A 25337-nucleotide genomic window follows, 5' to 3' on the forward strand; every position below is an offset into this window, starting at 1 on the left:
CGCCCGGGCAGCGGCATCCGTTTCGCCGAAATCGCCCCGCGACCTTAAGATTGAGGCCATGTCCAAAGTCCTCACCAGTCTTCCCGTCGGCGAGCGCGTCGGCATCGCCTTCTCCGGCGGCCTCGACACGTCCTGCGCCGTCGCGTGGATGCGCCACAACAGCGCCATCCCCTGCACGTACACCGCTGATATCGGGCAGTACGACGAGCCCGACATCGCATCGGTCCCCGAGCGCGCCACCGAGTACGGCGCTGAGATCTCACGCCTGGTCGACGCCAAGGCCGCGCTCGTCGAAGAGGGGCTCGTCGCCCTCCAGTGCGGCGCCTTCCACATCCGCAGCGGAGGCAAGACCTACTTCAACACCACGCCTCTCGGCCGCGCCGTGACGGGCACCATGCTCGTGCGCGCTATGAAGGAAGACGGCGTCGACATCTGGGGCGACGGGTCGACCTACAAGGGCAACGACATCGAGCGCTTCTACCGGTACGGGCTGCTCGCGAACCCGCGCCTGCGGATCTACAAGCCCTGGCTCGACGCTCAGTTCGTCGCCGAGCTCGGCGGCCGCCAGGAGATGAGCGAGTGGCTCGTCGAGCACGGCTTCCCGTACCGCGACTCGCCGGAGAAGGCTTACTCGACCGATGCGAACATCTGGGGCGCCACCCACGAGGCGAAGACTCTCGAGCACCTCGACGCCGGAGTGGACATCGTCGAGCCGATCATGGGCGTCGCCGCGTGGCGCGATGACGTCGAGGTGAAGACCGAAGAGGTCACCGTCACATTCGACGAGGGCCGCCCGGTTGCGATCAACGGGGTCGAGTTCGAGGATGCCGTCGCACTCGTGCACGAGGCGAACACGATCGGCGGGCGTCACGGTCTCGGCGTCTCGGACCAGATCGAGAACCGCATCATCGAGGCGAAGAGCCGCGGCATCTACGAAGCCCCGGGCATGGCCCTTCTGCATATAACGTACGAGCGTCTGCTCAACGCGATCCACAATGAGGACACCATCGCGAACTATCACCAGGAGGGTCGTCGCCTCGGCCGCCTGATGTACGAGGGACGCTGGCTCGACCCGCAGTCGTTCATGCTGCGCGAATCGATCGTGCGCTGGGTCGGCTCCGCCGTCACCGGCTCCGTCACTCTGCGTCTGCGGCGCGGCGACGACTACACGATCGTCGACACGCAGGGTCCGCGCCTCAGCTACCACCCCGACAAGCTCTCGATGGAGCGCGTCGAGAACGCAGCGTTCGACCCGACCGACCGCATCGGTCAGCTCACCATGCGCAATCTCGACATCGCTGATTCTCGTTCGCGCCTCGAGCAGTACACAGCGCAGGGCATCGTCTCGGGTGAGACCGCCAAGTTCATGGGCAAGCTCGAAGAGGGCGAAGCCGCGGCGATCTCCGCGGGTGCGGGCACGACGGATGCCGAGAGCGCACTCGACTCCGCCGCGATGGAGTTCGGCGTCGACTGATCGTCGCTGCACGCGAATGGGCCAGGTTCCTCGAGAACCTGGCCCATTTTCGTGCGCGGAACCGGTCCGTGAGTATGCACGGTGTGGTTCTTCTGTCAAGGGATTGTCGCTCACCCTCGTTCGCTCAAGACTCTGAAGGAGAAGCGCGACGTCGAAAGGAGACCACATGCCCGAGAGAGACGATGTGCTGCCCTCGATCGAAACCTGGTGGCCGCACCTCACCGTCGGAGCCCGACACGAGGTGCTGAGCGACACCACGGCGCCGCTCGACGACCGCGTCGTCAGAGAGATCGAGCGCATCTGCGATACGCGGATCGAGCACCGGCCGCGGCTGAGCGACGACGACAGACACTTCATCGCGACGCAAGGCGAGACGGTCGACTGATCTCGTTCGAGGGCACTGGCGCGCATCCGCGTGCCGCGATGAAAGGAGTCCATATGCGAGTCGTCTACTTCCTGACGCTCGTCGTCATCTTCGGGGGCCTTCTCCTCATGCTGCTCGTTCCTCTTCTGGGGCGGTGATCAGCGTGGCACGTGCATTCCGTGAAAACGGCCTCACCATCGTGCTCGCCGTTCTGTTCTTCGCCGTCCTGTTCGGCCAGGCCATCAGCGGGCAGGCACTGTACAACGAAGAGCAGATCACGTATGGCCTGCCTGTCGTCTCGCTGCTCGACTACATCACGTCGTCGGCGTTCGTCGTCGATGTCGCCGAGAACTGGCAGTCCGAGTACCTTCAATTCCTGCTCTTCATCGTGGCCACCATCTGGCTCGTCCAGAAGGGCTCGCCCGAGTCGAAGAGCCCAGGCATGGAGGGTATAGAGAGCGACGAAGATCAGCGCCTCGGCACGTTCATCCGCGAGAACTCCCCTCGGTGGGCGAAGCGTGGCGGCTGGCGATTGGTCCTCTACTCGAACTCTCTCGTCATCGTCATGGCGGCGATCTTCTTCTTCTCGTGGTGGGTGCAGGCGGCTGCGGGCCACATCGACTACAACCAGGACCAGATCGCGATGCACGAGCCGACGATCACGCTCACGGACTATCTCGTCTCGCCCGACTTCTGGAACCGCACACTGCAGAACTGGCAGTCCGAGATTCTCGCGGTCGGGAGCATGGCCGTGCTGTCGATCTACCTGCGCCAGCGCGGATCACCGCAGTCGAAGCCGGTCGGCGCTCCGCACGACACCACGGCTGAGGCGGGCTGACCAATGACGACCGATTCCACTCCTCCGCCGCGTCTGCGCCGTGCCATCACCGGTACGCTCCTCTTCGCGTTCATTCTCGGCGATGTCCTCGGCGCTGGCATCTATGCACTCATGGGCGTGCTCTCGGCGAAGGTCGGCGGGATGCTCTGGGCACCGCTCATCGTCGCGCTGGCGCTCGCTCTGCTGACCGCCGGCTCGTACGCCGAGCTCGTGACGAAGTATCCCCGTGCGGGCGGCGCGGCGGTCTTCGCCGAACGGGCTTTCAAGAACAGGCCCATCTCGTTCCTTGTCGGATACTGCATGCTGGCCGCCGGCGTGACGAGCGCAGCCGGCCTTGCCATCGCGTTCGCCGGCGACTATCTCGGCACGTTCATCGACATTCCCGTCACCCTGGCCGCGGTGATCTTCCTCGCCATCGTCGCCGCTCTGAACATGCGCGGCATCAAGGAGTCACTCGGGGCAAACCTCGTCATGACGACGATCGAGGTCAGCGGGCTTGTGGTCGTGATCGTCGTCGTCGCGATCTTCGTCGGCGGCGGCGACGGTGACCTCTCGCGCGCTCTCGAGCTTCCCGGAGGATCGGGGTTCGTCGGCTCCATCCTCGCTGGAGCGATCATCGCCTACTACTCGTTCGTCGGCTTCGAGACGTCTGCGAACGTCATCGAAGAGGTGAAGAACCCGACGAGGACGTATCCCCGCGCGCTGTTCGGAGCGCTCATCACAGCCGGGGTTGTCTATGTGCTGGTCGGGATCGCTAGCGCCGCCGCGCTGCCGAGCGCGGATTTGCAGGAGTCGAGCGGCCCTCTGCTCGCGGTCGTGAAGGCGACGGGAGTGAGTGTGCCTGCGTGGCTGTTCAGTCTCATCGCACTCATCGCGGTGGCGAACGGCGCACTCCTGACCATGATCATGACGAGCCGACTCACCTACGGAATGTCAGAGCAGGACCTCCTGCCTCGCGTCCTCTCGCGCGTGCTCCCCGGAAGGAAGACCCCGTGGGCGGCCATCGTCGCGACGACGATCGTGGCGATGCTGCTCACCCTCATCGGCGACCTCGCAACGCTCGCCGAGACGGTCGTTCTTCTGCTGCTCTTCGTCTTCCTCAGCACCAACGTGTCGGTGCTCGTGCTGCGCCGCGAAAAGGTCGAGCACGAACACTTCCGCGTGTGGACGGTGATCCCCTACCTCGGAGCGGCCTCCTGCATCGTCCTCATGACTCAGCAGCGACCGATCGTCTGGCTGTTCGGTGCGGGTCTTCTCGCCGTCGGCGGCATCCTGTTCGGACTCGCCCAGTGGGGCCGCCGACGGGAGAAGCGCTGAGTCGACTCAGTCGAGACCGTTCTCAGCGAGCCAGTCCTTCGCGATCGTGGCGGGCGACGCCTTCTCCTCACCCTGGTTGCGACCGTTCATGCTGATGAGTGCCTCGGTCGTGAGTTTCGCGGAGACCGCGTTGAGAGCCTTCACGACCTCGTCGCCCGCGGCATCCGAGTTGATCAAGGGCAGGACGTTCTGCGGCAGAATCAGGTTCTCGGGATCGTCGAGCGTCACGAACCCGTTGTCTTCGATCGCCGGGGTCGTCGAGAAGATGTCAGCGACGTTCACAGTTCCGTTCACGAGAGCGTCAACGGTCAACGGCCCACCGGAGTCGTTGATGGCCGTGAACTCGATGTTGTCGGCGGGCACGCCATACACATCGGTCAGCCCTTGAGGTCCGTAGGGACGCTCCTTGAGCTCCGGATTGCCCCCGACGACGATCTTCTCGTCGACGTTCGCGAGGTCGGCGAGGCTCGTCAGGTCGTACTTCTCAGCGAAGTCCTTCGTGACGTTGTAGCTGTCTTTGTCTTCGGCCTTCGCCTGGTCGAGAACTTCGAAGCCCTCGGGCACAGCCTCGGACAGCGCGTCGAAGACCTCCTCGCTCGATGAGGCATCCGAGCTGTCGTCGTAGTACTGCAGCAGGTTTCCGGAGTACTCCGGAATCAGGTCGATCGAGCCGTCCTCCAGTGCCGAGATGTAAACGTCTCGCTGACCGATCTGCATCGTGCGCTCGACCGTGATGCCCTGCGCCTCGAGAGCCTGCGCGTAGATCTCGGCGATGATCTCCGACTCCGCGAACCCTGCCGAGCCGACCTTCACCGTCGAGTCTCCGCCGGACGAGTCGCCGCCTCCGGAGATCGTCTCGCTGCTGCCACAGGCGCTGAGCGCGAGCGCCGCTGTGAGCGCAAGCGCGGTCGCGCCGATTCGTCGTGCTCTGATCATGTTGTGTTCCCTTCTGTGGACTCTCTTCTCGGTGCGCAAGAACTACGCGGCCTCTGCCGCCGCGGGTTTCGGAGGGGCGACCGCGTCATCGCCGACGCCGCGTTCCCGCGCCGCGCGCACCCCACGCGACACGACCGCCCGCTCGAGCAGGGCGAACAGGCCGTCGACGATGAGGGCGAGGACGGTGACGACGATGGCGCCGCCGATGACGGCATCCCATCTCTTGAGCGAGAGGTTGTCGAAGACGTAGCGACCGAGGCCTCCCAGCGGAAGGTACGCCGCGATCGTCGCCGTCGCGATGACCTGAAGCGCAGCAGAGCGGATGCCGCTCACGATCAGCGGCATCGCGAGAGGGATCTCGACCTTCGCGAGGATCTGCCATTCGGTCATGCCCATCGCCCGCGCGGCATCCACGGTCGAGCGTTCGATCGCTTCGATTCCCGAGTAGGTTCCCGCCAGAAGCGGCGGGATCGCGAGCACCGCGAGCACGATGATGACGGGCGTCAGCCCGATTCCGAGCCAGAGGGCGAAGAGGAAGAGCAGCCCGAGCGTGGGCAGCGCGCGAAGAGAGCCGGTGAGCAGCACCGCGAAGCCTTTGAGCCGTCCCGTATGGCCGATGTAGAGCCCGGCTCCGACCCCGATGATCCCAGCGACGAGGAGGGTCACGAGCGTGTAGAGCACGTGCTCGGCTGTGCGAATCGGGATGCCGTTCGTCCCCGCCCAGTTGGCGGCGTCGAACAGCCACGCGAACGCGGCGGCGAAGAGGCTCATGCGGTGGCTTCCAATCGCTGAGCGGCTCGGCGTCGCTGAGCACGACCCGTGCGGCGCGTCCACGGCATCAGCAGACGGCCGATGCCCACGAGGATGAGATCGAAGACGACCGCGATGACGATGGTGGCGACGATTCCCGTGAGGATCTCGACCGGGAACTGCCGGTTGAGCCCATCGATGAACAGATACCCGAGACTCGAGACTCCGATGAGGGAGCCCACGCTGATCAGGCTCACGGTGCTCGCCGACACGACGCGCATGCCCGCGACGAGCACGGGACCAGCGAGGGGCAGCTCCACCGCCCAGAAGCGACCCCAGCCGGAGTACCCGAGGGCGACAGCGGATTCGCGGACGTCGGGCTCGACCGACCCGAAGCCGTCGGTCGCCGAACGCACCATGAGCGCGATCGCGTAGATGGTCATCGCGACGACGACGTTGGCGGGGTCGAGCTGCTGAGTGCCGAGGATCGCTGGGAGGACAAGGAAGAGCGAGAGCGACGGGATCGTGTAGAGCAGCCCGCTCACGGTCAGAAGCACGCTGCGCGAACCTCGGTACCGGTGTGCTACCCAGCCGAGCGGAACCGAGAGCACGAAGCCGAGGATGATCGGCGGCATGCTCAGCCCGACGTGCGTCAGAGTGAGGTCCCAGATGTGCGCGACGTTCGCGATCACCCAGCTCATGCGGGGTCAGACTCGCTCGGTCTCAGAACGCCGGCGATGCGCCCCGTCGCGTCGACGACGACGCGACGACCGTTCTCGGTGCGAAGCGACAGGTCCCGTTTGCCTTCGTCGGCACCGACGAAGTCTGCCACGAAATCGTCGGCGGGATTCGTCAGGATCTCGTCGGGGGTTCCCGCCTGCACGATCGCGCCGCCCCGGCGCAGAATGACGACGTTGTCGCCCAGGAGGAAGGCCTCGTCGATGTCGTGCGTCACGAAGACGATGGTCTTTGCGAGCTTGCTCTGAATGCGCAGGAGCTCCTGCTGAAGCTCCCGCCGCACGATCGGGTCGACGGCGCCGAACGGCTCGTCCATCAGCAGGATGTTCGGGTCGACGGCGAGACCTCGCGCAACACCTACACGCTGCTGCTGACCGCCCGAGAGCTGTGCCGGATAGCGGTTGGCCAGCGCACGGTCGAGGCCGACGGTGTCGAGGAGCTCGAGCGCGGCCGCGTGCGCCGCCTTCTTCTTGACACCCGTCAGCATCGGTACGGTCGCGACGTTGTCGATGACCGTGCGGTGCGGCAGCAGACCGGAGTTCTGCATCACGTAGCCGATGCGTCGCCGCAGGGTGACCGGGTCGAGCGTCGAGATGTCGTCATCGTCGATGTGGATGCTGCCGCTCGACGGGTCGACCATGCGGTTGATCATGCGCAGGATCGTCATCTTGCCGCATCCCGATGACCCGACGAAGACGGTCGTCTGCCGTGAGGGGATGACGAGGCTGAAGTCATCGACGGCACGGGTACCGTCGGGGAAGGTCTTGGAGACGCGCTCGAAACTGATCATGTGCTCGCCGGAGCCCTCCCGTTCGTGAATTTAACACACTAGGGAATCGCACTGACATTAGCCAGAATTCGCGGGTGACTCAGCGAAACGTGACGTGCTGGGTGACCCAGGAGTGCATCGCAACCGCAGCGGCGGCCGACGCGTTGATCGAGCGGGTCGAACCGAACTGACTGATCTCGACGACGGCTTCGCACGCGGCGATCGCCTCCTCCGAGAGACCGGGGCCCTCCTGCCCGAAGAGCATGATGCAGGATGCCGGGAAGTCGAAGGTCTCGATCAGCACAGAGCCCGGCACATTGTCGACCCCGATGATGGGCAGTCGCTGCTGCTCGGAGAACGCGACGAGATCGGCGATCGTCGGGTGATGGACGACGTGCTGATAGCGGTCGGTGACCATCGCGCCGCGCTTGTTCCAGCGGCGCCGCCCCACGATGTGCACCGTGTCTGCGGCGAAGGCATTCGCGCTGCGCACGATCGACCCGATGTTCATGTCGTGCTGCCAGTTCTCGATGGCGACGTGGAACGGATGCCTCTTCGTGTCGAGATCGGCCACGATGGCGTCCATGCGCCAGTACCGATATCGGTCGATGACGTTGCGCGTGTCGCCGTCGCGCAGCAGGTCTGGGTCGTACTGCGCCCCCTCGGGCCATTCTCCCGGCCACGGTCCAACGCCGTTCGTCGACAGCTCATGGCTCGGTGGGGGCGCGGCATCCGTCATATCTCCACAGTAATCGCGCCGCCGTCGACCAGGTTTTCGGTGTACCGAAATTAATGTTAGGTTTTCGGCATGCCGAAATATCTTTCCCTGATGGCGGGCCTAGCCGCTGTCGCTCTGAGTCTGACCGGATGCGCCGCGCCGTCGTCCAATGCCGACGAGCGCCCTCGCGTGCTCACCACGTTCACCGTGCTGCAGGACATCGCCCAGAACATCGGCGGAGACGCCGTCGAAGTGGTATCGATCACGAAGGTCGGCGCCGAGATCCACGGGTACGAGCCAACACCGTCCGACATCGCCGCCGCCCACGATGCCGACCTGATCCTGGCCAACGGGCTCGGCCTCGAAGCATGGTTCGAACAGTTCACGGCCCACTCGGATGCCCCAACGGTCGTGCTCACCGACGGCATCGACCCCATCGATATCAGTGTCGGCGAGTACAGTGGCACGCCGAACCCTCATGCGTGGATGTCGCCGCTCTCCGCCCGCATCTACGTCGAGAACATCGTCGAGGCGTTCAGCGCTCTCTCCCCCGACGACACTGCGACCTTCGAGTCGAACGCGGCTCGCTACCTCGACGAACTCGAGGCCATCGAGGAGGAGATCACCACCTCGGTTGCGAGCCTTCCGGAGCAGCATCGCCTTCTCGTCACCTGCGAAGGAGCGTTCAGCTACCTGGCTCGCGACGTGAGGCTCGACGAGGCCTTCCTCTGGGCCGTCAACCAGGACGAACAGGGCACACCGCAGCAGATCGCGTCGGTCGTCGAGACGGTGCGCGAGCGGCACGCTCCCACGGTGTTCTGCGAATCGACGGTGAGCGACCGCGCCCAACGCCAAGTCGCGGCGGACACCGGAGCCCGCTTCGGCGGAACGCTGTACGTCGACTCGCTCTCCACCGGCGATCCCGTGCCCACGTATCTCGATCTGCTGCGCTACGACATCGAGACGATCACGTCTGGGCTGGAGGCGGCACGATGATCGCCGCGATCAGTGTCCGGAATCTCACCGTGCACCACGGTGAGGTTTGCGCGCTAGAGGACATCACGGTGGAGGTCCCTCAGGGCCGCGTCACCGGGCTGCTCGGCGCAAACGGATCAGGCAAGTCGACGCTCTTCTCAAGCATCATGGGCCTCATTACGCCCACGCGAGGGCGCCTCTCGCTGTTCGACGCCGACCCCGCGGCCGTTCGCACGCGCGGTGATGTCGCCTATGTTCCGCAGCTCGATGCCGTTGACCGAGACTTTCCCATCAGCGTCGAGGACGTCGTGATGATGGGGCGATTCGGGATGCTCGGGCCGATCCGCCGCTCACGACAGAAGGACCGCGACGCGGTGCACGCGGCGATCGAGCGCGTCGGGCTCGAGGGCCTTGCGTCGCGCAGCATCGGCGCCCTCTCCGGCGGCCAACGCCGCAGAGCGTTCGTCGCGCGCGCGATCGCACAGGAAGCACGGCTGCTTCTGCTCGACGAGCCATTCGCGGGCGTCGACCGCGTCAGCGAACGGACCATCGCGGCGCTGCTGCGCTCTCTGCGGAGCGAGGGCCGGAGCATCCTCGTCTCAACCCACAATCTCGCAGATGCCGATGAACTCTGCGATGACGCCGTCGTACTGAATCGGCGGCTTCTCTACAGCGGCCCGGCTGCCGAGGCTGTCACACCCGACCGTCTCGCCATGATGTTCGGAGCCGCATCATGATCGACATCCTCCTCGAACCGCTCTCGTACCCATTCATGGTTCGCGCTCTCGGCGCGACGGTCGTCTCTGCGATCGCGTGCGGGCTGCTCTCATGTTGGCTCGTCCAAATCGGCTGGTCCCTCATGGGGGACGCCGTGTCGCACTCGGTGCTGCCGGGCGTCGCGCTCGCCTACATCGCGGGACTCCCGTTCGCGGTCGGTGCGTTCGCGTTCGGCGTCGGCGCTGTCCTGCTGATCGGTCGCGTGCAGTCAGCGACAAAGATCAAGTCGGATGCCGCGATCGGCGTCGTCTTCACATCGCTGTTCGCCCTCGGAATCGTGCTGATCTCAGCGACGCCGAGCCAGGTCGATCTGATGCACATCCTGTTCGGCAACGTTTTGGGAGTGTCGCCGTCGGAGCTGACGACCGTGGCTGTCATCGGCATCCTCACGGTCATCACCGTCGTGCTGAAGCGCCGCGATCTGACGCTGTTCGCCTTCGACCCCGCACACGCCCACGCGATCGGCATCAGCGTCACGCGTCTCCGCTGGCTGCTGCTCTCCCTGCTGGCGCTCACGGTCGTCGTGACCATGCAGACGGTCGGGATCATCCTGGTTGTGGCGATGCTCGTGATCCCCGGCAGCACCGCGTACCTCGTGGCGCGAAGCATAGGCGGCATGCTCGCGATCTCAGTCGCCGTGACGGTCACGGCTTCGATCGTGGGTGTCTATGTGAGCTACTTCGTCGATGTCTCCACCGGCGGAACGGTCGTGCTGACGCAGGCCGCCATGTTCGGAGTCGTACTGCTCATCACGCAGATCAGAAAGATTTCGGCGAGCCGAAATACAGCGCTATCGTTGCAGCATGAGCAGCACGGTCACGCGGCGGCGTAGCGCGAGCGCACGGGCGCCGCGCGGCATCTGGCTGCTCGGCCCCGCGCTCGTCGCGGGCGTCGCCTACCTCGACCCCGGCAACGTCGCGAGCAACATGACCGCCGGCGCGCAGTACGGCTATCTGCTCGTGTGGGTTGTCGTCGTCGGCAACGTCATGGCGTGGCTCATTCAGTACCTCTCGGCGAAGCTCGGAGTCGTGACGGGGCGCAGCCTCCCCGGCATCCTCGGCGAGCGCATTCGCAGCACACCGGCGCGCTGGGCGTACTGGGCGCAGGCCGAACTCGTCGCCATCGCGACCGATCTGGCCGAGATCATCGGCGGCGCGGTCGCTCTGAATCTGCTGTTCGGGCTGCCGCTCGTGGTCGGCGCGCTCATCACGGGAGCCGTCTCGATGGTGCTGCTCGCAATTCAGTCGCGTCACGGCGCACGACACTTCGAGTTCGTCATCATCGGTCTGCTGGCGATCATCACGATCGGCTTTGGGGCGGGCGTCGTGATCGCCCCACCGGATGCCGCGAGCTCTCTCGCCGGCCTCATTCCGCGCTTCGACGGCACCGGCTCGGTGCTTCTGGCCGCGTCCATCCTCGGCGCGACGATCATGCCGCACGCGATCTACGCGCACTCCGCTCTCGCGCGGGATCGCTTCGCACTGACGGCACGCCGTCCGAGCACGACGACCCTGCTGCGCGCGACGCGGTGGGACGTGACGGTGGCGATGGCGGTGGCGGGCAGCGTGAACCTGGCGATTCTGCTGCTCGCGGCATCCGTCCTCCCCGGTGTCAGCGGCACCGACTCGCTCGAGGGAGCCTACGCCGCGATCGCCTCGGGCATCGGTCCGGTCATCGCCACGCTGTTCGCCGTGGGGCTGCTCGCGTCGGGACTCGCCTCCACATCCGTCGGCGCATATGCCGGGTCGGAGATCATGGCGGGACTGCTGCACCGACGCATCCCGCTGCTCGTGCGCCGACTCGTGTCGCTCATTCCGGCGGTCGCGATCGTGATGATCGGGGTGGATCCGACGCAGGCACTCGTGCTGAGCCAGGTGGTGCTGAGCTTCGGCATCCCGTTCGCCCTCGTGCCTCTCGTCTCGGTGACGGCGCGACGCAGCGTGCTCGGCGCGCACGTGAACCGTCGACTCACGACGATCGCGGGCATCGCTGCATCCGTGCTTCTCATCGCCCTCAATGGGGCGCTGCTCGTGCTCACCGCGCTCGGAGCCTGATGGATAGGCTGGTGGCGATGAGACCTCCAGCCGCGGTCACCGAGGACTACCTCAAGACCATCTACGCCCACACGGAGTGGCAGTCCGACGACATCACTCCGTCACAGCTCGCCGCGCGCCTCGAGCTCGCACCGTCGACCGTGACTGAGATGGTCAAGAAGCTCGCCGCCGCCGGCCTCGTGACGCACAGGCGCTACGGCTCGATCTCGTTGACGGACGAGGGCCGCGTGAAGGCGATCGCCGTTGTGCGACGGCACCGACTCATCGAGACGTGGCTCGTCACTGAGATGGGCTACACGTGGGATGCCGTGCACGACGAGGCGGAGATTCTCGAGCACGCGATCAGCGACCGGCTACTCGACGCGATCGATGAGAGGCTCGGTCACCCGCGGCGAGACCCGCACGGCGACCCGATTCCGGATGCCGCGGGGAAGGCGGACCGCGAGGACTTCGTATTGCTGACCGACGCCGTCGATGGGCACGAGGGCACCGTGCTGCGGATCAGCGACCGCGACCCCGAACTGCTGCGCGACCTCGAGAGGCGCGGCGTCGACGTGGGCAGTCCGCTGCGCGTCGAGTCGCAGCATCCTCTTGCCGTGTCGTGCGACGGCGCCACCCTTCGCCTGGACGATGCCGCAGGCGAAGCGATCTGGCTGACCGCGTAATGCTCGGCCTCATTTTGGAGACCCGCGAGCCATAGACTGAGATCGTCCCCCACGACAAGAGGAGATATCTAGTGCGCACCCGTGACGATGTCGAATGCTGGCTCACCGACATGGACGGCGTTCTCGTCCACGAGAATCAGGCGGTTCCCGGCGCCGCCGAGCTGCTTGAGCAGTGGCGGTTCGAGAACAAGCCCTTCCTCGTTCTCACGAACAACTCGATCTTCACACCCCGCGATCTGAGCGCACGCCTGCGCTCCTCCGGGCTCGAGGTCCCCGAAGAGTCCATCTGGACCTCGGCTCTCGCAACCGCGGCCTTCCTCAAAGAGCAGGCTCCGAACGGCTCAGCGTTCGTCATCGGCGAGGCTGGCCTCACTACGGCTCTTCACGAAGCGGGCTTCATCATGACGGAGACCAACCCGGACTTCGTTGTCGTCGGAGAGACGCGCAACTACTCGTTCGAGGCCATCACCAAGGCGATCCGGTGCATCAACAAGGGTTCGCGATTCATCTCGACGAACCCCGATGCCACGGGCCCGAGCCCAGAAGGCGTGCTGCCGGCGACGGGCGCGATTTCTGCCCTCATCACCAAGGCCACCGGCATGGAGCCGTACGTCGTCGGCAAGCCGAACCCGATGATGTTCCGTTCGGCACTGAACCGCATCGGCGCCCACTCGGAGAACACGGGCATGATCGGCGACCGCATGGACACCGACGTGGTCGCGGGTATCGAGGCTGGTCTTCACACGATCCTGGTGCTCACCGGCATCAGCGACCACACCGAGATCGAAAAGTACCCGTTCCGCCCGAACGAGGTCCTCGACAGCGTCGCGGCGTTGCTGAGCGAGGACCTCGTGGAGACAGAGACTTACTGACTCTCTAGCGCACGCGCATACGCCCGGACGAAGGCGTGTGCGCCCGTCCCCTCGGGGACGTACGAGGGGTCCACAGCCCCTGGCATGTCGTGTTCCGGTAGGTCCACAGGGAGGTTCTGCGGAGCTCCCTGGATGATCGACATGAAGTGATTGGTGACGACCAGCACATCAGGGTCGCAGAAGCTTCGCGGCGCAGCTAGTGGTGGCATGTCATTTCTGTAGACCTTGTCGAGAAAGTCGTTTTCGGCTGTCAGCTCGGAGCCTGGTCCCGTGAAGAAGTAGACGAACCGCGACTTCAAACTCGCCATCGCCTGTTCCGCGTCTGGAACCTCGCTCAGCACAGCTTTGGCGTGATGGCAGATCACCCTCTTCGCCACGAACGCATAGATCACGTAGGCGACGCTCGAGATCAGCACCCCGACGACCGCTCCTGTGATGACTTCCCCGGCCGTCGCGAAGAACCCGCCGAGACGCCCGAAACCATGATTGATCTTCGGGAAGAACACGGCAAGGAGAAGAGGAAAGACGACGATCGCGCCGATGATCAACTCCCTAAAGCGGTGCAGCGCAGTTGGCTGACGCGCCCGCATGAGTTCGCTCCATCGACGGACCTCCTCCCGCGTCTGTTCGACGTCCTCAGAGCACAGCAGACTGAACTCACCTTGCAGGTGCTGCAGGTAATTAACGAAGGCGCGCGTCCGTGACTCCCATGCGAGGTAGCGCTTCCCATCCTCGGTCTGCCGCCACATCTTGAACTGAAAATTCAGCTGATCGGCATGCGCTTGAGCCTGCTGCGCGACAAGCTCCTCGTGCAGCTCGGTCTGGCGCCTGGCTTCCTGTGCGAGATCATCTAAGCGACCGATCATGCGTTGCTGCTGCGCGATCTGTGCGGCGTTCTGTCGCGCATTTGCCTTGCTGAGACGCAGTTGAGTCTCTTGGGCCCGAAGAGATGCTTTCTGCGTCTTGAGCAGAGCTTCTTGGTTTTCGATATATGTGTCGAAGCGGGTCATCAGCGATCTCTCAATTCACTCAGCAACCGAGTCGAAGAGCTCTCCGCCCAATGCTTCTTGCAGTTGGCGGGATTCCGGATCGTCTGATTTACGGCCGTCGATCCATACTGCCCAGTTATCTCCAACGAGCACGCAGTCGTCGTCCATCGTTGATTTGTTATCGCGGTTTCGAATTGCAGTGAAAACATCGCTTTCGAACTCCACATCGTCCTTGAAGACGTATCCCTCGAGGCTGCCGCTTGAGCAGTAGAACATGCCGTACCGCACGTCAGCTTCATCATCTTGTCCAGATGCGAACTCGGGATCAGCGCATTCGGCGGCTCCCTGGAGAGACTCATACAGCTCTTTTGGCGACTCGAACGTCGCAGTGCCCGTGCATCCCGTGAGTCCCCCCAGGATTCCAACAGCCGCCGCGAAGCTGAGAATGGCCTTACCCCTCATTGCATTCCTCTCTCATGCTACTTATCTGTATGTAGACCTAAAAGTAGCAGAATGCCGAACGCCCGTCAGGACTTTGCACAAGCAAAGTCACGAGGATGCGTGCGAACGATGACGCAGTGCGCGGAACGTGCGCGAGACATGCCAGCGGGAGACTATGCAGGTTGCTTGTAGTAATAGTTCAAATCATTGAGATGTTGACTGCGATACGTGGCACCAATACCGATCCGCCCGGATTCGACGAGGTCGCTCTCGAGCGCGAAGACCATGCCACCGTTGTCTATACGAAGTTTTACGTCACTGTCGACTTCAACCAGCCAAATCCCATCGAGGCCGACATCCGTCACCCCGAGCGAGGACACCGATAGCACATCAACCGGTTCGCAACCATTGCCCGTGTACGCCGCAGTCAGATTGCTCGTCGCAATCAAGTCCTCCGGGGCGCGGTCCACACCTTTCAAATCCACGCCGAGCAGATATTTGCCAGGCACGACCTCCGCAGCGTCGTTCATAGTCTCAGTTTCATCAAGAATCACTGGCGCAGCAAAAAACTCCCCGACTTCGTCGGTCGAGGTCGTGTCACACGGCGTTGGCTCCCACGTCGGCTCCGGGCTGCTCGTCGGCGAAGAGGACTCTGAGACCACAGGGGCCGCTTCCTTCACAGCATCACCCCCACCCGCGCAGGCCGTGAGGGTCATTGCCACCAAACCGATCCAGGCGAATGGCGTCGCTCTTCTGACGAACGTGGATGTCATGGCGGGAAGGCTCCTCCTCTGTACAGTCACGCGCCGATCATCGCCGTCGACATTCCAGCTTTGAAAGCGCTACTTATGAGTATGTAGACCCAAAAGTAGCAGACCCCCAAGCTTGGGATATGGCCAAGGGTGAGCTGCAGCGGCGGTTCGGAGAGAACCTCCGCGCCATTCGCCTCGCCCGCGGTTTCTCGCAAGAGCAATTCGCTCACGATGTGCTTCAGGTTCACCGCACATATGCCGGGGCACTCGAGAGAGGCGAGAGAAACCCCTCACTCCAGTCCGTCGAGCACATTGCCGCGAGGCTCGGGGTCGATCCGCTTGATCTTCTACTCGGGCATGGCAAGCTGTCCGCCCACAGATGCTCATGGAGCGAGCACGTGGCGGGAGACGCCACCGCGAACGCTGACTATTCGGCGGCGGGGACGAGGCTTCCGTTGAGCGGGTCGCCCGACGAACGATTGACGAAGCAGAAGTAGTTGCGCTGCCCGTCGCTCCACTGCTCCTCGTTCACGGGGTAGCTGCCCTGCACCTGAACGTCGGAGTATGCGGCGGCCGCCTTCAGATCCAGCACGTCGGGCGCGCTGCAGAGCAGATAGATCTGGCTTGCCAGCTCATCTTGCCCCGGGAAAGCAGCACCCTTGTCATCGGTGATCGCACCGACCTTCACGACCTGAGCGGCATGGTCCTCGTCACACGGCACGACTGTGAACTCCTCCTCCCACGGGGAGGTGTAGTCAGCAAGGCACTCGCCGCCCCGCAGCTGGTCCCACGCGTACGTTCCGGGAGGCAGCGTGCCCTCGGCCGGAATCGAGGCGGTCGGTGTGGGCGTGCTCGTCTCCGTCGGTTCGGCGGCGGGTGACGACACGAGGCCCGGCAACAGCGTGCCGACCCAGAACAGCGCGCCGAGAATGACCACGGCAGCCACCGCGAGGCCCGCGAGAGTCAGCGGTTTGAGATTGCGGAGGTCCGGTCCCTTGCCCGACCCACCTGATCCGCGCGCGGCAGGTCGAGCAGAGGATGCCGCAGGCGACGGCGCCGCACGTCGCACGGGTTCCACGGGCTCTGACCGCTGTGCCGCGGCGACGACGGGAGCGGTGGCAGTGCTCTCGAAGAGTGCCTTCAGACGATCGCTCGTCTCGGGCTCCGTGCGGCCCGGCGCCGGAGCGGTCTCAGGCGTTGCGTCAGCCGCAAGCGCCTCGGCGTCCTGCTTCGACTTTCCAAAGAGATCGAGGATGCCGAGATCGGGCTTCGGTGCCTCCTCGGCGGCCTTCGGCGCGAACTCATCCGCGGCCTGTTCCGACGTCTCTGCGTCATCATCGGCGTCCGCGTCGCCGGGCTCGTCGGATGCCGCGTCCGCAGCGGCCCCAGCGGCGACGGGAGCGAATGGCACGCCCACGGACTCATCATCCGCGTCAGCGTGATCGGCCGCAGGCGCCGCGCTGTCGGCATCCTCATCGTCGTCGAGGTTCGACAGGGTCGCCTCTTCGTAGAGTCGGTCGAAGGCCCCGGGGGCGGCGAATGCGCCGGCGACGGCGGCTTCTCCCGGACTGAGCGGCTCAGGCTCGTGGTCGGCGAAGGGGTCGAAAGGCTGCGTCTGCGCGCTGTCGTCGATGGGCTCACGCGACACCGGCTCGTCCGTCGGCTCCGGCGCGGACTCGTTCTCCTCCGCCGCGAGGAGCGGGTCGGGCTCGTCGTTGGGAGTGAGGTTCCAGGTGAAGGGCTCGTCGGTCGGTGTCGGCACGCTCGGCGCGGGGGCCGCGCTCGGCGGCGTGACGGGAGGAGTCGGAGGTGTCACCGGCGAGGCGGGAGGGATGATCGGTGGCATTGCGCGAGTCGGAACATCTGCGGGATCTGACTCGACTGCCTCGGTCGGAGTGTCGGAGGTCGAGCCGGGCGCGACATCTTCCGCGGCCCGATCAGCGACCACGTCGAACAGCTGCGTCGATGTGTCTTCGCTCTCGGAGTCCGCCTCAGCCGACAACGACCACGACGCACCCTCGTCGTCCGCACCGGCAGCGTCATCAGCGGCGGGAGCATCCGTCTCGTCGGTGGCCTCTCCACGGGGACGGCGACGACGGCGCAGCCATTTTCGCGAGGGCGGCGCCTCGTCGACGCGCTCGTTCTCAGACTCGTCGACTGTGTCGTAGGCGCCCGTGTCGTCGAGCTGGGACATCAGCCACTCAGCACCGAGGTCGACGCCGTCGGTGTCTGGAGTCGGTTCGTCTGGGCGCTTCTCGTCGTCGCCGGGGCCGCGGGTCACCACTAGTCCAACCCGAGATCGGTCAGGGACAGGGCGGCGTAGTACGGGTAGCCTGCCTCCTCGATCACCTCGCGCGCACCCGTGTCACGGTCGACCACCACGGCGACGCCGGCGATCTCGGCACCGACCTTGGTGAGCGCCTCGATCGCCTTGAGCGGCGACCCTCCCGTGGTCGATGTGTCTTCGACGACGATCACGCGCTTGCCGGCGACGTCGGGACCCTCGACCTGCCGGCCGCGACCGTGGTCCTTGGGTTCCTTGCGCACGACGAACGCGTCAAGCTCGAGGCCGCGTGCGGCCCCCTGGTGCAGGATGGCCGACGCAATCGGGTCCGCACCCATGGTGAGGCCGCCGACCGCCGCGACGTCGGGGACGTCTGCGATGAGGTCGAGCATGACCTGCCCGATGAGCGGCGCGACCCGATGGTCGAGGCTCACCTTGCGCAGGTCGACGTAGAACGTCGCCTTCTTGCCGCTGGTCAGGGTGAAGTCACCGTGGAAGACGGCTTCGGCCGAGATGTGGTCGATCAGTCGCGCTCGTGCATCAGTCACGTCCCTTAGTTTAGAGTGCGCGAGAGCCGGCTTGGCCACCATATGGCCTTCCCGATGTCGGTGCTGAGCGCAGGGACCAGCAGAGAGCGCACCAGAATCGTGTCGAGAAGCACTCCGAATGCCACGATGAACGAGATCTGCGCGAGGAACAGAATCGGCAGCACACCGAGCGCGGCGAAGGTCGCCGCGAGCACGATTCCCGCCGAGGTGATGACCCCTCCCGTCGCCACGAGACCGCGCGAGATGCCCTCTCGAGTGCCGTGCGCGACGGACTCCTCTCGCACACGTGTCATGAGGAAGATGTTGTAGTCGATGCCCAGAGCGACGAGGAACACGAAGCCGAACAGCGGCACGCTCGGGTCAGCGCCGGGGAACTCGAAGATGTGGTCGAACACGAGCGACGACACGCCGAGGGCCGCTCCGAAAGACAGCACGACGGTCAGCACGAGCAGCACGGGCGCCAGCAGCGAACGCAGCAGGATCATCAGAATCAGCAGGATCACTATGAGTACGAGCGGGATCACGAGGTTGCGATCGTGCACCGCAGCCTCGTTCGTGTCGATTGCCGTGGCCGCGACGCCGCCGACGAGCACAGCGTTCTCACCCGAGTCGGGCAGAGCCTCCCGCAGAGCCATGACGGTCTGCTCGGCTTCCTCCGAGTCGCCCGGGCCGTCAAGGGTCGCCTCAAGCATGATCTTGCCGTCGACCACTGTCGGCTCGGCGGTCACCGGGCCGTTTGCGCCGAACGCCGGCTCGATACCGTCGGTCGTGACCTGTGCGGTTCCGCTCGCGGCATCCTCTGTGAGAACCGCCAAGGAGTCGACGCCATCTGTGTCGAGGATGGTGTCGGCCATCTCCTGCAGCTGGTCCTCGGGCCCCACGATGACCGCGGGCGTGCCGGAGCCTCCCGGGAAGTGCTCGTCGAGCACACCCTGACCCTCGCGCGCTTCGGAGTAGCCCGTGACGAACTCACTCTGCGAGACGCCATCGGCCTTCAGCCCGACAAGACCGAAGGATGCCGCGGCGAGCACGACCGCACTCGCGATCCAGATCGTTCGCGGACGACGCGACACGAACCGCGCCACGGCCGGCCACAGGCCGCGCGACGACGCGTCGACAGCGTGCTTGTGGGTGGTCCCGTGCACAGGACGCAGCGGCCAGAAGGCTACACGTCCGGCCCAGAAGAGCAGTGCGGGCAGCAGCGTGAGCGCCGCGATGAGTGCGAAGACGATTCCGATCGCCGCGACCGGGCCGAGAGCCTTGTTCGAGTTCAACTCGCTGAGCAGCAGACACAGCAGACCAGCGATGACTGTCCCGCCCGAGGCGAGGATCGCCGGGGTGGAGCCGCGGAGCGCCGCCCACGTGGCATCCCATTTGCTCTCGATCTCGCGCAGGGCCTCTCGATACCGGGAGACGTAGAGAAGCGAGTAGTCGGTCGCCGCACCGATGACGAGAATCATCAGGATGCCCTGGGTCTGCCCGGAGAGCACCAGCACCTCGGCCTTCGCGAGCTCGACCACGGTGAACATGGCTGCGGTGAGGGCCATCATGCTCGTTCCCAGAACGATGAGCGGGAGCATGGGCGAGCGGTAGACGATGATGAGGATCACGAGCACGACGGCGAGCGCGACCGCGAGGAGGAGCCCGTCGAGCCCGCTGAACGCGTCGACGATGTCGGCGGACTGGCCCGCGGGGCCGGTGACCGCGACGAACAGCCCGTCTGGCGTGTGTTCGTCCAGGTATGTGCGGATCGTCTCGACGGTGTCCGACGGTTTGATATTGGCGTCGAGCGAGGCGATCACCTCGACCGCGTCACCGTCCTCCGAGTCGATCGCGGGCGAGACGCCGTCTTCTTCGACGCCGTGGATCGTGCCGATGTGGTCGACGATGTCGCCGATCGCGTCGTGGTCGGCATCCGTCACTCCCCCATCGCGCTGGAAGACCAGAATCGCCGGAATCACATCGTCGCCGCGAAACTCCGTCTGCAGATCGTTGACCTTCGTCGCATCGGCGCTCGCCGGGAGGAACTGCGCCTGATCGTTCTCGGCCACGTCATTGACTTCGCCGAACGCCTGGCCGCCTGCTCCGCCGACCGCAAGCCACGCGAAGATCAGCGCGACGGGAATCAGCACGCGAAGCCACGTCGGAACTGAGCGGCGGCGCGGCGGCGCTTCGTGCGATGTGTGAGCCATGAGTTCCTTCACAGTCGAGATTCACGGATGCTTTCACGCTACGGCCGCGAACGCACGCGCACGTCGCCCGAAAGTTTGAATCGGTTTCGATACCGTTGTCTCATGCGCATCGCCACGTGGAACGTCAACTCCATTCGCACCCGCGTCGGTCGTGTCGTCGACTGGCTTGTCCGTGAGGACGTCGACGTGCTCGGCTTGCAGGAGATCAAGTGCCGCCCCGACCAGTTTCCCGTCGAACAGTTCGAGGCGGCGGGCTACGACCTGCAGATCCACGGGCTGAACCAGTGGAACGGGGTGGCTTTCGCAAGTCGCCTGCCAATGACGGACGTTGAGCAGGGCTTCGCGGAGATCCCCGGCTTCGGCAAGCCACCGAAGGTGGAGCACCAGCTGGACGGAGACGGCGTACCGGTCGAGGCCCGAGCGCTCGGCGTCACGATCGACGGAGTGCGGCTCTACAGCCTGTACGTCCCGAACGGACGCGCCATTGGCGACCCGCATTTCGACTACAAGCTGCGCTGGCTCGAGAAGCTCCGCGACCAGGTCGCGTCGACACTCGCCGCGGACCCGGACCTTCCCCTCGCCCTCATGGGCGACTTCAATGTCGCGCCCCTCGACGAGGACATGGGCGACCCCTCATTCGTACCCGGTCAGTCGACCCACATCTCTGAGCCGGAACGCGCGGCATTCCGCGCCCTGGAGGATGCCGGACTGAGCGACGTCGTGCGGCCGATCGTGCCCGAGGGGTTCACCTTCTGGGACTACAAGCGACTTCGCTTCCCCCGCAACGAGGGCATGCGCATCGACTTCATCCTCGGGTCCGCGGCGTTCGCCGACCGAGTGACGGATGCCGCGATCCACCGCAACGAACGCAAGGGCGACTCTCCAAGTGACCATGTACCGGTCGCGGTCGACCTCGAGATCGAGGCCGAGGACGATGACGACATGCCGATGATCTTCGGCTGAGGCCCGCAGGCGGTTTCTGACGCACTCAGGCGAGGAGCGCCGCGATCACGATGAGCGCGGGCACGGCGGCGACCGTCGACACCAGAATCGCGTCGCGTGCGAACACCTCACCGATCTCGTACCGCGTGGCGTAGTTGAACACGTTCTGCGCGGAGGGCAGCGCCGCGAGCGCGGTCGCGGCGAACAGGTTGTGACCGTCGAGCCCGAAGACGAATCGCGCGACGAGGTACGCGATGAGCGGCATCCCCACTGATTTCAGGGCGGCGGCGAGGGCGACGCGACCCCGGCCGGTTCCCGCGCGGAGCGGACGCTGCCCACTGAGCGACATTCCGAACGCGAGCAGCATGAGCGGCACCGCAGCGCCGCCGATCAGCTGGAATGGCGCGTAGACGGCATCCGGCAGCTGAATGCCCGTCGCCGCCACGATGACACCTGCGACCGAACCGATGATGATCGGATTGCGCACGGGCTGCAGCAGGATCGAGTGCAGCGAGACCGTCGCGGGGCCGGAGAAATCGAGTACGGCGAGGGCGACGGGCGCGAAGATCACGAGTTGCAAAAGCATGATCGGCGCGACGAACTGTGCGTCGCCCAGCACGTACACCGCGACCGGCAGGCCGATGTTGTTCGCGTTGACGTAGCCGGAGGCGAGCGCCCCGATGGTCGCCTCCCCCACCGACCGGCGCCACACGAGCACGTTCACGACGACGAAGATGAGCCCTGATGCCACGGCCGCGATCGCCGCGACAGCGATGAACGACGAGAAGACGATGCCGACGTCGGAGTGGGCGAGAACGTCGAAGAGGAGCGCCGGGCTGGCGATGAAGAAGGCGAGGTGTTGGATGCTCCGGCCGGCGTTCGGGCCGCCGATCTGCAGGCGACCCGCCAGAAAACCGACTGCGATGACGACGCCGATGATCGCGAAACCCGTCAGCACTCCCGTCACACAGAGAGCCTAGCCGAGCCGCGTTCGCTGGCGTAGGCTCTGAAATATGCCGCACATGGATGTGCCGGGGGCTCGGCTCTACTACGAAACCGAGGGGCAGGATGCGAATCCCGCACTGCTCCTCATCCACGCTGGCATCGCGACGCTGCGCATGTGGGATCCCATCGTGACCGCTCTCGCCGAGCATCACTTCGTCGTGCGCTTCGATACGCGCGGCTACGGCGAGACGGATTCCGAGGACGTGGAGTTCTCCGACCGCGAAGACGCTCTTCGCCTTCTCGACGAGCTCGGAATCGAGAGGGCGACGGTCATGGGCGCCTCCCGCGGCGGTCAGATCGCGATCGATCTCGCCGTCGAACATCCTGACCGCGTCGCGGGACTCATCACGATCGGGTCGGGGCCGAGCGGTTTCCCCGAGGTCGACCTCACCGACGAGGAAGAGGCCTATGTCGACGCGCAGGACGCCGCGTGGGAGGCCAAGGACTGGCCCGTGCTCATGGACAGCGAGGTGCGTTTCTGGGCGGTCGGACCGCTGCGAGAGCCCGACGATGTCGACCCGGACTTCCTGGAGACGGCACGCATGCTGAACCGCTTCAACATCGCCCGAATGGATCAGAATCCGACGCCGCGCCCGCTCGAGCCGCCCGCCTTCGATCGGGTGGTCGACATCGAGATGCCCGCGCTTGTGATCGTCGGAGAGTACGACGTCACCCCGGCGCTGCTGCAGTTCGAGTACCTCGCGGAGCAGATTCCGGATGCCGATTCGGCGCGCATCGATGACACGGCGCACCTGCCGAGTGTCGAGCGTCCGGGCGCCTTCCTCACCATTCTCGAGCCGTGGCTCGAACGACACTCGCTCTGACGTTCACCGCCCGGGTGACCTCGCAGAAGCCGCCAGCGACGTCAACATGAGGCCACCATCGCCGTCTCCTGAGTATTCTCGAAAGAGACCTCTCCAAAGACGATCGGGGGTAGATGGCGTGAAGCGAATCGACGGACGCCGACTCGGCGTATGGAGCCTGCGAATCGACGCGATCTACTGCACGCTTCTCGGCGCAGCGGTCGCTCTCGGCTCGGCTCCGATCTCGGCGGTCATCGCACTGCCGCAGCCCCTCATCGCCGGGGCGGACGGACTCGTCGTTCTCTGGGCTGCCCTCGTGCTCTGGATGCTGAGGGCACTGCGACTCCAGACGGCACTGCGCCTCGTGATGAGCGTCAATGCGGTGGCCGCGCTCATCGTAGCCTCGTGCGCCGCGGCCACGACATCGACTCTTGCCGCCGTGGCCGTCTTGTCAATCGCCGCGGATGTCGCGCTCTTCGCGGTGAGCCAAGCCGTCGCGTTGCGCGCACTGGCCAGCCGCCAGCCAGTTTGACTCTCAGGGCGACCACGTCCGTGCGATCACCGCCCGTGCCGCAGCCCTCGATCAGTCGGACGAGGCGACCTGCGCCGTGGTCTCCTCGAGGCTTGCCAGCAGTTCATCGACGGGAGTATCGACCAACACCGCGGAGTCGCCATAGCTGTCGATGACCCCTTGCTGCACGGCATCCGTCTCTTGGAAGATCCGAACGAGGTCCGCGTAAACCTGCTCGCTTGCGTCGTCGGCCTGCGTCGCGAAGATGTTGATGTATGGGAACGCACTGGGGTCCGTCGGGTCGTCCTGTGTCAGAAGCTCCTCCGCCCCGAGACCCGCGTCCGCCGCGAAGTTGTTGTTCACGATCGCGCCCGCCACATCGGGAAGAGTGGTCGACGTCAGGCTCGGTTCGACGGGCACGACCTCGACCGTCGAGGCATCCTTCTCGATGTCGTCCACCGTCGAGAACGGTGACCCGCCGTCTTTCAGACTGATGAGGCCGGCCGCCTGCAGCACTAGAAGGCTCCGCGACAGGTTCGTCTCGTCGAACGGCACGCTGATCTCGGCGCCATCCGGAATCTCGTCCACCGACTCGAACTGCGTCGAGTACAGCGCGAGCGGGAAGATCGCTGTCGCACCGACCGGCACGAGGTCACTGCCCTTCGCATCGTTGTACTGAGCCAAGAAGATGATGTGCTGGAACTGGTTGATGTCGATGCTTCCGTCCGCCAGCGCGTCGTTCGCGAGCGTTCCCTCGGTGAAGTTCTTCAGCTCGACGTGGATGTCTTCGCCCGCCGCAGCGTCGAGGAATTCCTGCCAATATGGCTCGGCTTCGTCCATGACGCCCAACACCACCGGGTTCTCGACGCTGCCCTTCTCAGCAGAGGACTCGGCCCTGCTTTGCGACGAGCACGCCGCCAGGCCGAACAGGAGCGGAACGACGGCGAGAGCAGCAAATGACTTCTTCAGACTCATGGTGTGCCTTACACGTGATGTGACGGGGTGCCCACGGACGGGCGGAACGTCTCTCACGGTAGGCGGCACCCGCCTGCTGCGCCTCAGCGCTATGTCACACATCGTCATGAAGCGCGGGAACGACCGAGCATCCATCACCGCGCGGATACAGTCGAGCGTGTCGAAAGGGAGTCGATGGAGAAAGTTGAGAGCTTCGCGCTCGACCACACGGCCGTTCACGCACCCTATGTGCGCCGCATCACCGTCGAGAGGGGACCTCACGGAGACGCCATCTCGAACTTCGACATCCGACTCGTTCAGCCCAACGCCGGCGAGATCCCAACCGCGGGCCTTCACACCATCGAGCACCTGCTCGCGGGGCTCCTGCGTAAGCAGCTCACCGGCGTCATCGACTGCTCGCCGTTCGGCTGCCGTACGGGGTTCCACCTCATCGTGTGGGGCGAACCGGACGCCGCGACCGTCGCCGCCGCAGTCAAGAGCGCGCTGACCGTGATCGCCGACCGCATCACCTGGAGCGACGTGCCCGCGACGGACGCGGTCAGCTGCGGAAACTACCGCGACCACAGCCTCCACTCGGCGAAGACCTGGGCCGCTGACGTTCTCGCTCAGGGCATCAGCTCCGATGCCTTCTCTCGAGAGTTGGTCTGA

28 protein-coding genes are annotated in these 25337 nt (G+C 65.2%); 15 read left to right on the plus strand and 13 right to left on the minus strand.

The features are described from left to right. The first annotated feature begins 58 nt into the window (after positions 1-58). The 4 genes from argG (at position 59) to ACSAGD_RS11615 (ending at position 3993) form a co-directional block, all read left to right on the plus strand. Positions 59-1474: an argininosuccinate synthase gene (gene argG, locus ACSAGD_RS11600; RefSeq protein WP_437582909.1), complete on the plus strand. Its 1416-nt coding sequence runs from the start codon at positions 59-61 to the stop codon at positions 1472-1474. Positions 1475-1640: 166 nt separating this feature from the next. Then, entirely contained in the window at positions 1641-1859 is a 219-nt protein-coding gene (locus ACSAGD_RS11605; protein WP_437582910.1) for a hypothetical protein, read from the plus strand. A 142-nt stretch (positions 1860-2001) separates the two neighbouring features. Beyond that, positions 2002-2676 carry a DUF6766 family protein gene (locus ACSAGD_RS11610; RefSeq protein WP_437582911.1) on the plus strand — a complete coding sequence of 225 codons (675 nt, stop codon included), beginning with the start codon at positions 2002-2004 and terminating at the stop codon, positions 2674-2676. Between the two features lie 3 nt (positions 2677-2679). Then, positions 2680-3993 (plus strand): APC family permease, encoded by a 1314-nt coding sequence (locus ACSAGD_RS11615; protein ID WP_437582912.1) that lies wholly within the window; start codon positions 2680-2682, stop codon positions 3991-3993. A 6-nt stretch (positions 3994-3999) separates the two neighbouring features. On the opposite strand, the gene ACSAGD_RS11620 is transcribed toward ACSAGD_RS11615, so the two are convergent. The 5 genes from ACSAGD_RS11620 to ACSAGD_RS11640 all read right to left on the minus strand — a co-directional run bounded on the left by ACSAGD_RS11620 (position 4000) and on the right by ACSAGD_RS11640 (position 7925). After that, on the minus strand, positions 4000-4929 hold the full coding sequence (locus ACSAGD_RS11620; protein WP_437582913.1) for an ABC transporter substrate-binding protein: 930 nt from the start codon (positions 4927-4929) through the stop codon (positions 4000-4002). A gap of 42 nt (positions 4930-4971) precedes the next feature. Next, the gene (locus ACSAGD_RS11625; RefSeq protein WP_437582914.1) at positions 4972-5700 is read right to left on the minus strand and encodes an ABC transporter permease; all 729 of its coding nucleotides are present in this window, start codon (positions 5698-5700) and stop codon (positions 4972-4974) included. After that, positions 5697-6380, minus strand: a complete 684-nt coding sequence (locus tag ACSAGD_RS11630; protein WP_437582915.1) for an ABC transporter permease — start codon at positions 6378-6380, stop codon at positions 5697-5699. The genes ACSAGD_RS11625 and ACSAGD_RS11630 overlap by 4 nt, the downstream gene beginning before the upstream one ends. After that, a complete protein-coding gene (locus ACSAGD_RS11635; RefSeq protein WP_437582916.1) occupies positions 6377-7207 on the minus strand; it encodes an ABC transporter ATP-binding protein in 831 nt (276 codons plus the stop codon). Before ACSAGD_RS11635 ends, ACSAGD_RS11630 begins: the two co-directional genes overlap by 4 nt. Before the next feature lie 79 nt (positions 7208-7286). After that, entirely contained in the window at positions 7287-7925 is a 639-nt protein-coding gene (locus ACSAGD_RS11640) for a TrmH family RNA methyltransferase (protein ID WP_437582917.1), read from the minus strand. A gap of 69 nt (positions 7926-7994) precedes the next feature. Here ACSAGD_RS11640 and ACSAGD_RS11645 point away from each other — a divergent pair, with 69 nt between their 5' ends. From ACSAGD_RS11645 to ACSAGD_RS11670, 6 genes are all read left to right on the plus strand, one after another. Further along, positions 7995-8900: a metal ABC transporter substrate-binding protein gene (locus ACSAGD_RS11645; protein WP_437582918.1), complete on the plus strand. Its 906-nt coding sequence runs from the start codon at positions 7995-7997 to the stop codon at positions 8898-8900. Between the two features lie 68 nt (positions 8901-8968). Continuing rightward, on the plus strand, positions 8969-9616 hold the full coding sequence (locus ACSAGD_RS11650) for a metal ABC transporter ATP-binding protein (protein WP_437582919.1): 648 nt from the start codon (positions 8969-8971) through the stop codon (positions 9614-9616). Further along, positions 9613-10488, plus strand: coding sequence for a metal ABC transporter permease (locus ACSAGD_RS11655; protein WP_437582920.1), 876 nt, complete (start codon positions 9613-9615; stop codon positions 10486-10488). Before ACSAGD_RS11650 ends, ACSAGD_RS11655 begins: the two co-directional genes overlap by 4 nt. Beyond that, positions 10460-11710 carry an Nramp family divalent metal transporter gene (locus ACSAGD_RS11660; protein ID WP_437582921.1) on the plus strand — a complete coding sequence of 417 codons (1251 nt, stop codon included), beginning with the start codon at positions 10460-10462 and terminating at the stop codon, positions 11708-11710. The genes ACSAGD_RS11655 and ACSAGD_RS11660 overlap by 29 nt, the downstream gene beginning before the upstream one ends. Before the next feature lie 17 nt (positions 11711-11727). Beyond that, entirely contained in the window at positions 11728-12375 is a 648-nt protein-coding gene (locus ACSAGD_RS11665; protein ID WP_437582922.1) for a metal-dependent transcriptional regulator, read from the plus strand. A gap of 71 nt (positions 12376-12446) precedes the next feature. Then, positions 12447-13247: an HAD-IIA family hydrolase gene (locus tag ACSAGD_RS11670; protein WP_437582923.1), complete on the plus strand. Its 801-nt coding sequence runs from the start codon at positions 12447-12449 to the stop codon at positions 13245-13247. On the opposite strand, the gene ACSAGD_RS11675 is transcribed toward ACSAGD_RS11670, so the two are convergent. From ACSAGD_RS11675 to ACSAGD_RS11685, 3 genes are all read right to left on the minus strand, one after another. Then, positions 13241-14257 carry a hypothetical protein gene (locus ACSAGD_RS11675; RefSeq protein ID WP_437582924.1) on the minus strand — a complete coding sequence of 339 codons (1017 nt, stop codon included), beginning with the start codon at positions 14255-14257 and terminating at the stop codon, positions 13241-13243. The two genes, ACSAGD_RS11670 and ACSAGD_RS11675, sit on opposite strands and share 7 nt — an antisense overlap. Positions 14258-14272: 15 nt before the next feature. Next, on the minus strand, positions 14273-14698 hold the full coding sequence (locus ACSAGD_RS11680) for a hypothetical protein (protein ID WP_437582925.1): 426 nt from the start codon (positions 14696-14698) through the stop codon (positions 14273-14275). Positions 14699-14850: 152 nt separating this feature from the next. After that, a complete protein-coding gene (locus ACSAGD_RS11685) occupies positions 14851-15450 on the minus strand; it encodes a hypothetical protein (protein ID WP_437582926.1) in 600 nt (199 codons plus the stop codon). A 119-nt stretch (positions 15451-15569) separates the two neighbouring features. On the opposite strand from ACSAGD_RS11685, the gene ACSAGD_RS11690 reads away from it, so the two are divergent. Then, positions 15570-15926, plus strand: a complete 357-nt coding sequence (locus tag ACSAGD_RS11690; protein ID WP_437582927.1) for a helix-turn-helix domain-containing protein — start codon at positions 15570-15572, stop codon at positions 15924-15926. Here the strand turns inward: ACSAGD_RS11690 and ACSAGD_RS11695 are convergent. Genes ACSAGD_RS11695 through ACSAGD_RS11705 form a run of 3 tightly spaced genes read right to left on the minus strand, consistent with a single transcriptional unit; the run spans position 15857 to position 20453 of the window. Continuing rightward, positions 15857-17710, minus strand: a complete 1854-nt coding sequence (locus ACSAGD_RS11695; protein WP_437582928.1) for a septum formation family protein — start codon at positions 17708-17710, stop codon at positions 15857-15859. The genes ACSAGD_RS11690 and ACSAGD_RS11695 overlap by 70 nt on opposite strands. Before the next feature lie 2 nt (positions 17711-17712). Continuing rightward, positions 17713-18261: an orotate phosphoribosyltransferase gene (gene pyrE / locus ACSAGD_RS11700; RefSeq protein WP_437582929.1), complete on the minus strand. Its 549-nt coding sequence runs from the start codon at positions 18259-18261 to the stop codon at positions 17713-17715. Between the two features lie 5 nt (positions 18262-18266). Then, positions 18267-20453 (minus strand): MMPL family transporter, encoded by a 2187-nt coding sequence (locus tag ACSAGD_RS11705; protein ID WP_437582930.1) that lies wholly within the window; start codon positions 20451-20453, stop codon positions 18267-18269. Positions 20454-20555: 102 nt separating this feature from the next. Between ACSAGD_RS11705 and ACSAGD_RS11710 the strand changes: the two genes are divergently transcribed. Then, positions 20556-21416 (plus strand): exodeoxyribonuclease III, encoded by an 861-nt coding sequence (locus ACSAGD_RS11710; protein WP_437582931.1) that lies wholly within the window; start codon positions 20556-20558, stop codon positions 21414-21416. Between the two features lie 25 nt (positions 21417-21441). On the opposite strand, the gene ACSAGD_RS11715 is transcribed toward ACSAGD_RS11710, so the two are convergent. Continuing rightward, complete coding sequence (locus ACSAGD_RS11715) at positions 21442-22362, minus strand: AEC family transporter (protein WP_437582932.1); 921 nt, start codon at positions 22360-22362, stop codon at positions 21442-21444. 46 nt (positions 22363-22408) lie between these two features. Between ACSAGD_RS11715 and ACSAGD_RS11720 the strand changes: the two genes are divergently transcribed. Together ACSAGD_RS11720 and ACSAGD_RS11725 are read left to right on the plus strand one after the other, a co-directional pair. Then, positions 22409-23224, plus strand: coding sequence for an alpha/beta fold hydrolase (locus ACSAGD_RS11720; protein WP_437582933.1), 816 nt, complete (start codon positions 22409-22411; stop codon positions 23222-23224). A 118-nt stretch (positions 23225-23342) separates the two neighbouring features. After that, positions 23343-23735, plus strand: a complete 393-nt coding sequence (locus tag ACSAGD_RS11725; protein ID WP_437582934.1) for a hypothetical protein — start codon at positions 23343-23345, stop codon at positions 23733-23735. 51 nt (positions 23736-23786) lie between these two features. Here ACSAGD_RS11725 and ACSAGD_RS11730 read toward each other — a convergent pair whose 3' ends face one another. Continuing rightward, a complete protein-coding gene (locus ACSAGD_RS11730; RefSeq protein WP_437582935.1) occupies positions 23787-24689 on the minus strand; it encodes a MetQ/NlpA family ABC transporter substrate-binding protein in 903 nt (300 codons plus the stop codon). A gap of 174 nt (positions 24690-24863) precedes the next feature. On the opposite strand from ACSAGD_RS11730, the gene ACSAGD_RS11735 reads away from it, so the two are divergent. After that, entirely contained in the window at positions 24864-25337 is a 474-nt protein-coding gene (locus tag ACSAGD_RS11735; RefSeq protein ID WP_437582936.1) for an S-ribosylhomocysteine lyase, read from the plus strand.

Source organism: Paramicrobacterium salitolerans (assembly GCF_051513965.1).
In the GTDB taxonomy this organism is placed as follows: Bacteria; Actinomycetota; Actinomycetes; order Actinomycetales; family Microbacteriaceae; genus Paramicrobacterium.

What these genes read in the sequence shown, in the direction of transcription:
- argG (WP_437582909.1), top strand. Translation starts at nt 59, where the DNA reads ATGTCCAAAGTCCTCACCAGTCTTCCCGTCGGCGAGCGCGTCGGCATC.
- ACSAGD_RS11660 (WP_437582921.1), top strand. Translation starts at nt 10,460, where the DNA reads ATGAGCAGCACGGTCACGCGGCGGCGTAGCGCGAGCGCACGGGCGCCG.
- ACSAGD_RS11710 (WP_437582931.1), top strand. Translation starts at nt 20,556, where the DNA reads ATGCGCATCGCCACGTGGAACGTCAACTCCATTCGCACCCGCGTCGGT.
- ACSAGD_RS11730 (WP_437582935.1), bottom strand. Translation starts at nt 24,689, where the DNA reads ATGAGTCTGAAGAAGTCATTTGCTGCTCTCGCCGTCGTTCCGCTCCTG.
- ACSAGD_RS11645 (WP_437582918.1), top strand. Translation starts at nt 7,995, where the DNA reads ATGCCGAAATATCTTTCCCTGATGGCGGGCCTAGCCGCTGTCGCTCTG.
- ACSAGD_RS11640 (WP_437582917.1), bottom strand. Translation starts at nt 7,925, where the DNA reads ATGACGGATGCCGCGCCCCCACCGAGCCATGAGCTGTCGACGAACGGC.
- ACSAGD_RS11690 (WP_437582927.1), top strand. Translation starts at nt 15,570, where the DNA reads ATGGCCAAGGGTGAGCTGCAGCGGCGGTTCGGAGAGAACCTCCGCGCC.
- ACSAGD_RS11620 (WP_437582913.1), bottom strand. Translation starts at nt 4,929, where the DNA reads ATGATCAGAGCACGACGAATCGGCGCGACCGCGCTTGCGCTCACAGCG.
- ACSAGD_RS11705 (WP_437582930.1), bottom strand. Translation starts at nt 20,453, where the DNA reads ATGGCTCACACATCGCACGAAGCGCCGCCGCGCCGCCGCTCAGTTCCG.
- ACSAGD_RS11735 (WP_437582936.1), top strand. Translation starts at nt 24,864, where the DNA reads ATGGAGAAAGTTGAGAGCTTCGCGCTCGACCACACGGCCGTTCACGCA.
- ACSAGD_RS11685 (WP_437582926.1), bottom strand. Translation starts at nt 15,450, where the DNA reads ATGACATCCACGTTCGTCAGAAGAGCGACGCCATTCGCCTGGATCGGT.
- ACSAGD_RS11625 (WP_437582914.1), bottom strand. Translation starts at nt 5,700, where the DNA reads ATGAGCCTCTTCGCCGCCGCGTTCGCGTGGCTGTTCGACGCCGCCAAC.
- ACSAGD_RS11605 (WP_437582910.1), top strand. Translation starts at nt 1,641, where the DNA reads ATGCCCGAGAGAGACGATGTGCTGCCCTCGATCGAAACCTGGTGGCCG.
- ACSAGD_RS11675 (WP_437582924.1), bottom strand. Translation starts at nt 14,257, where the DNA reads ATGACCCGCTTCGACACATATATCGAAAACCAAGAAGCTCTGCTCAAG.
- ACSAGD_RS11720 (WP_437582933.1), top strand. Translation starts at nt 22,409, where the DNA reads ATGCCGCACATGGATGTGCCGGGGGCTCGGCTCTACTACGAAACCGAG.
- ACSAGD_RS11630 (WP_437582915.1), bottom strand. Translation starts at nt 6,380, where the DNA reads ATGAGCTGGGTGATCGCGAACGTCGCGCACATCTGGGACCTCACTCTG.
- ACSAGD_RS11680 (WP_437582925.1), bottom strand. Translation starts at nt 14,698, where the DNA reads ATGAGGGGTAAGGCCATTCTCAGCTTCGCGGCGGCTGTTGGAATCCTG.
- ACSAGD_RS11655 (WP_437582920.1), top strand. Translation starts at nt 9,613, where the DNA reads ATGATCGACATCCTCCTCGAACCGCTCTCGTACCCATTCATGGTTCGC.
- ACSAGD_RS11635 (WP_437582916.1), bottom strand. Translation starts at nt 7,207, where the DNA reads ATGATCAGTTTCGAGCGCGTCTCCAAGACCTTCCCCGACGGTACCCGT.
- ACSAGD_RS11665 (WP_437582922.1), top strand. Translation starts at nt 11,728, where the DNA reads ATGAGACCTCCAGCCGCGGTCACCGAGGACTACCTCAAGACCATCTAC.
- ACSAGD_RS11615 (WP_437582912.1), top strand. Translation starts at nt 2,680, where the DNA reads ATGACGACCGATTCCACTCCTCCGCCGCGTCTGCGCCGTGCCATCACC.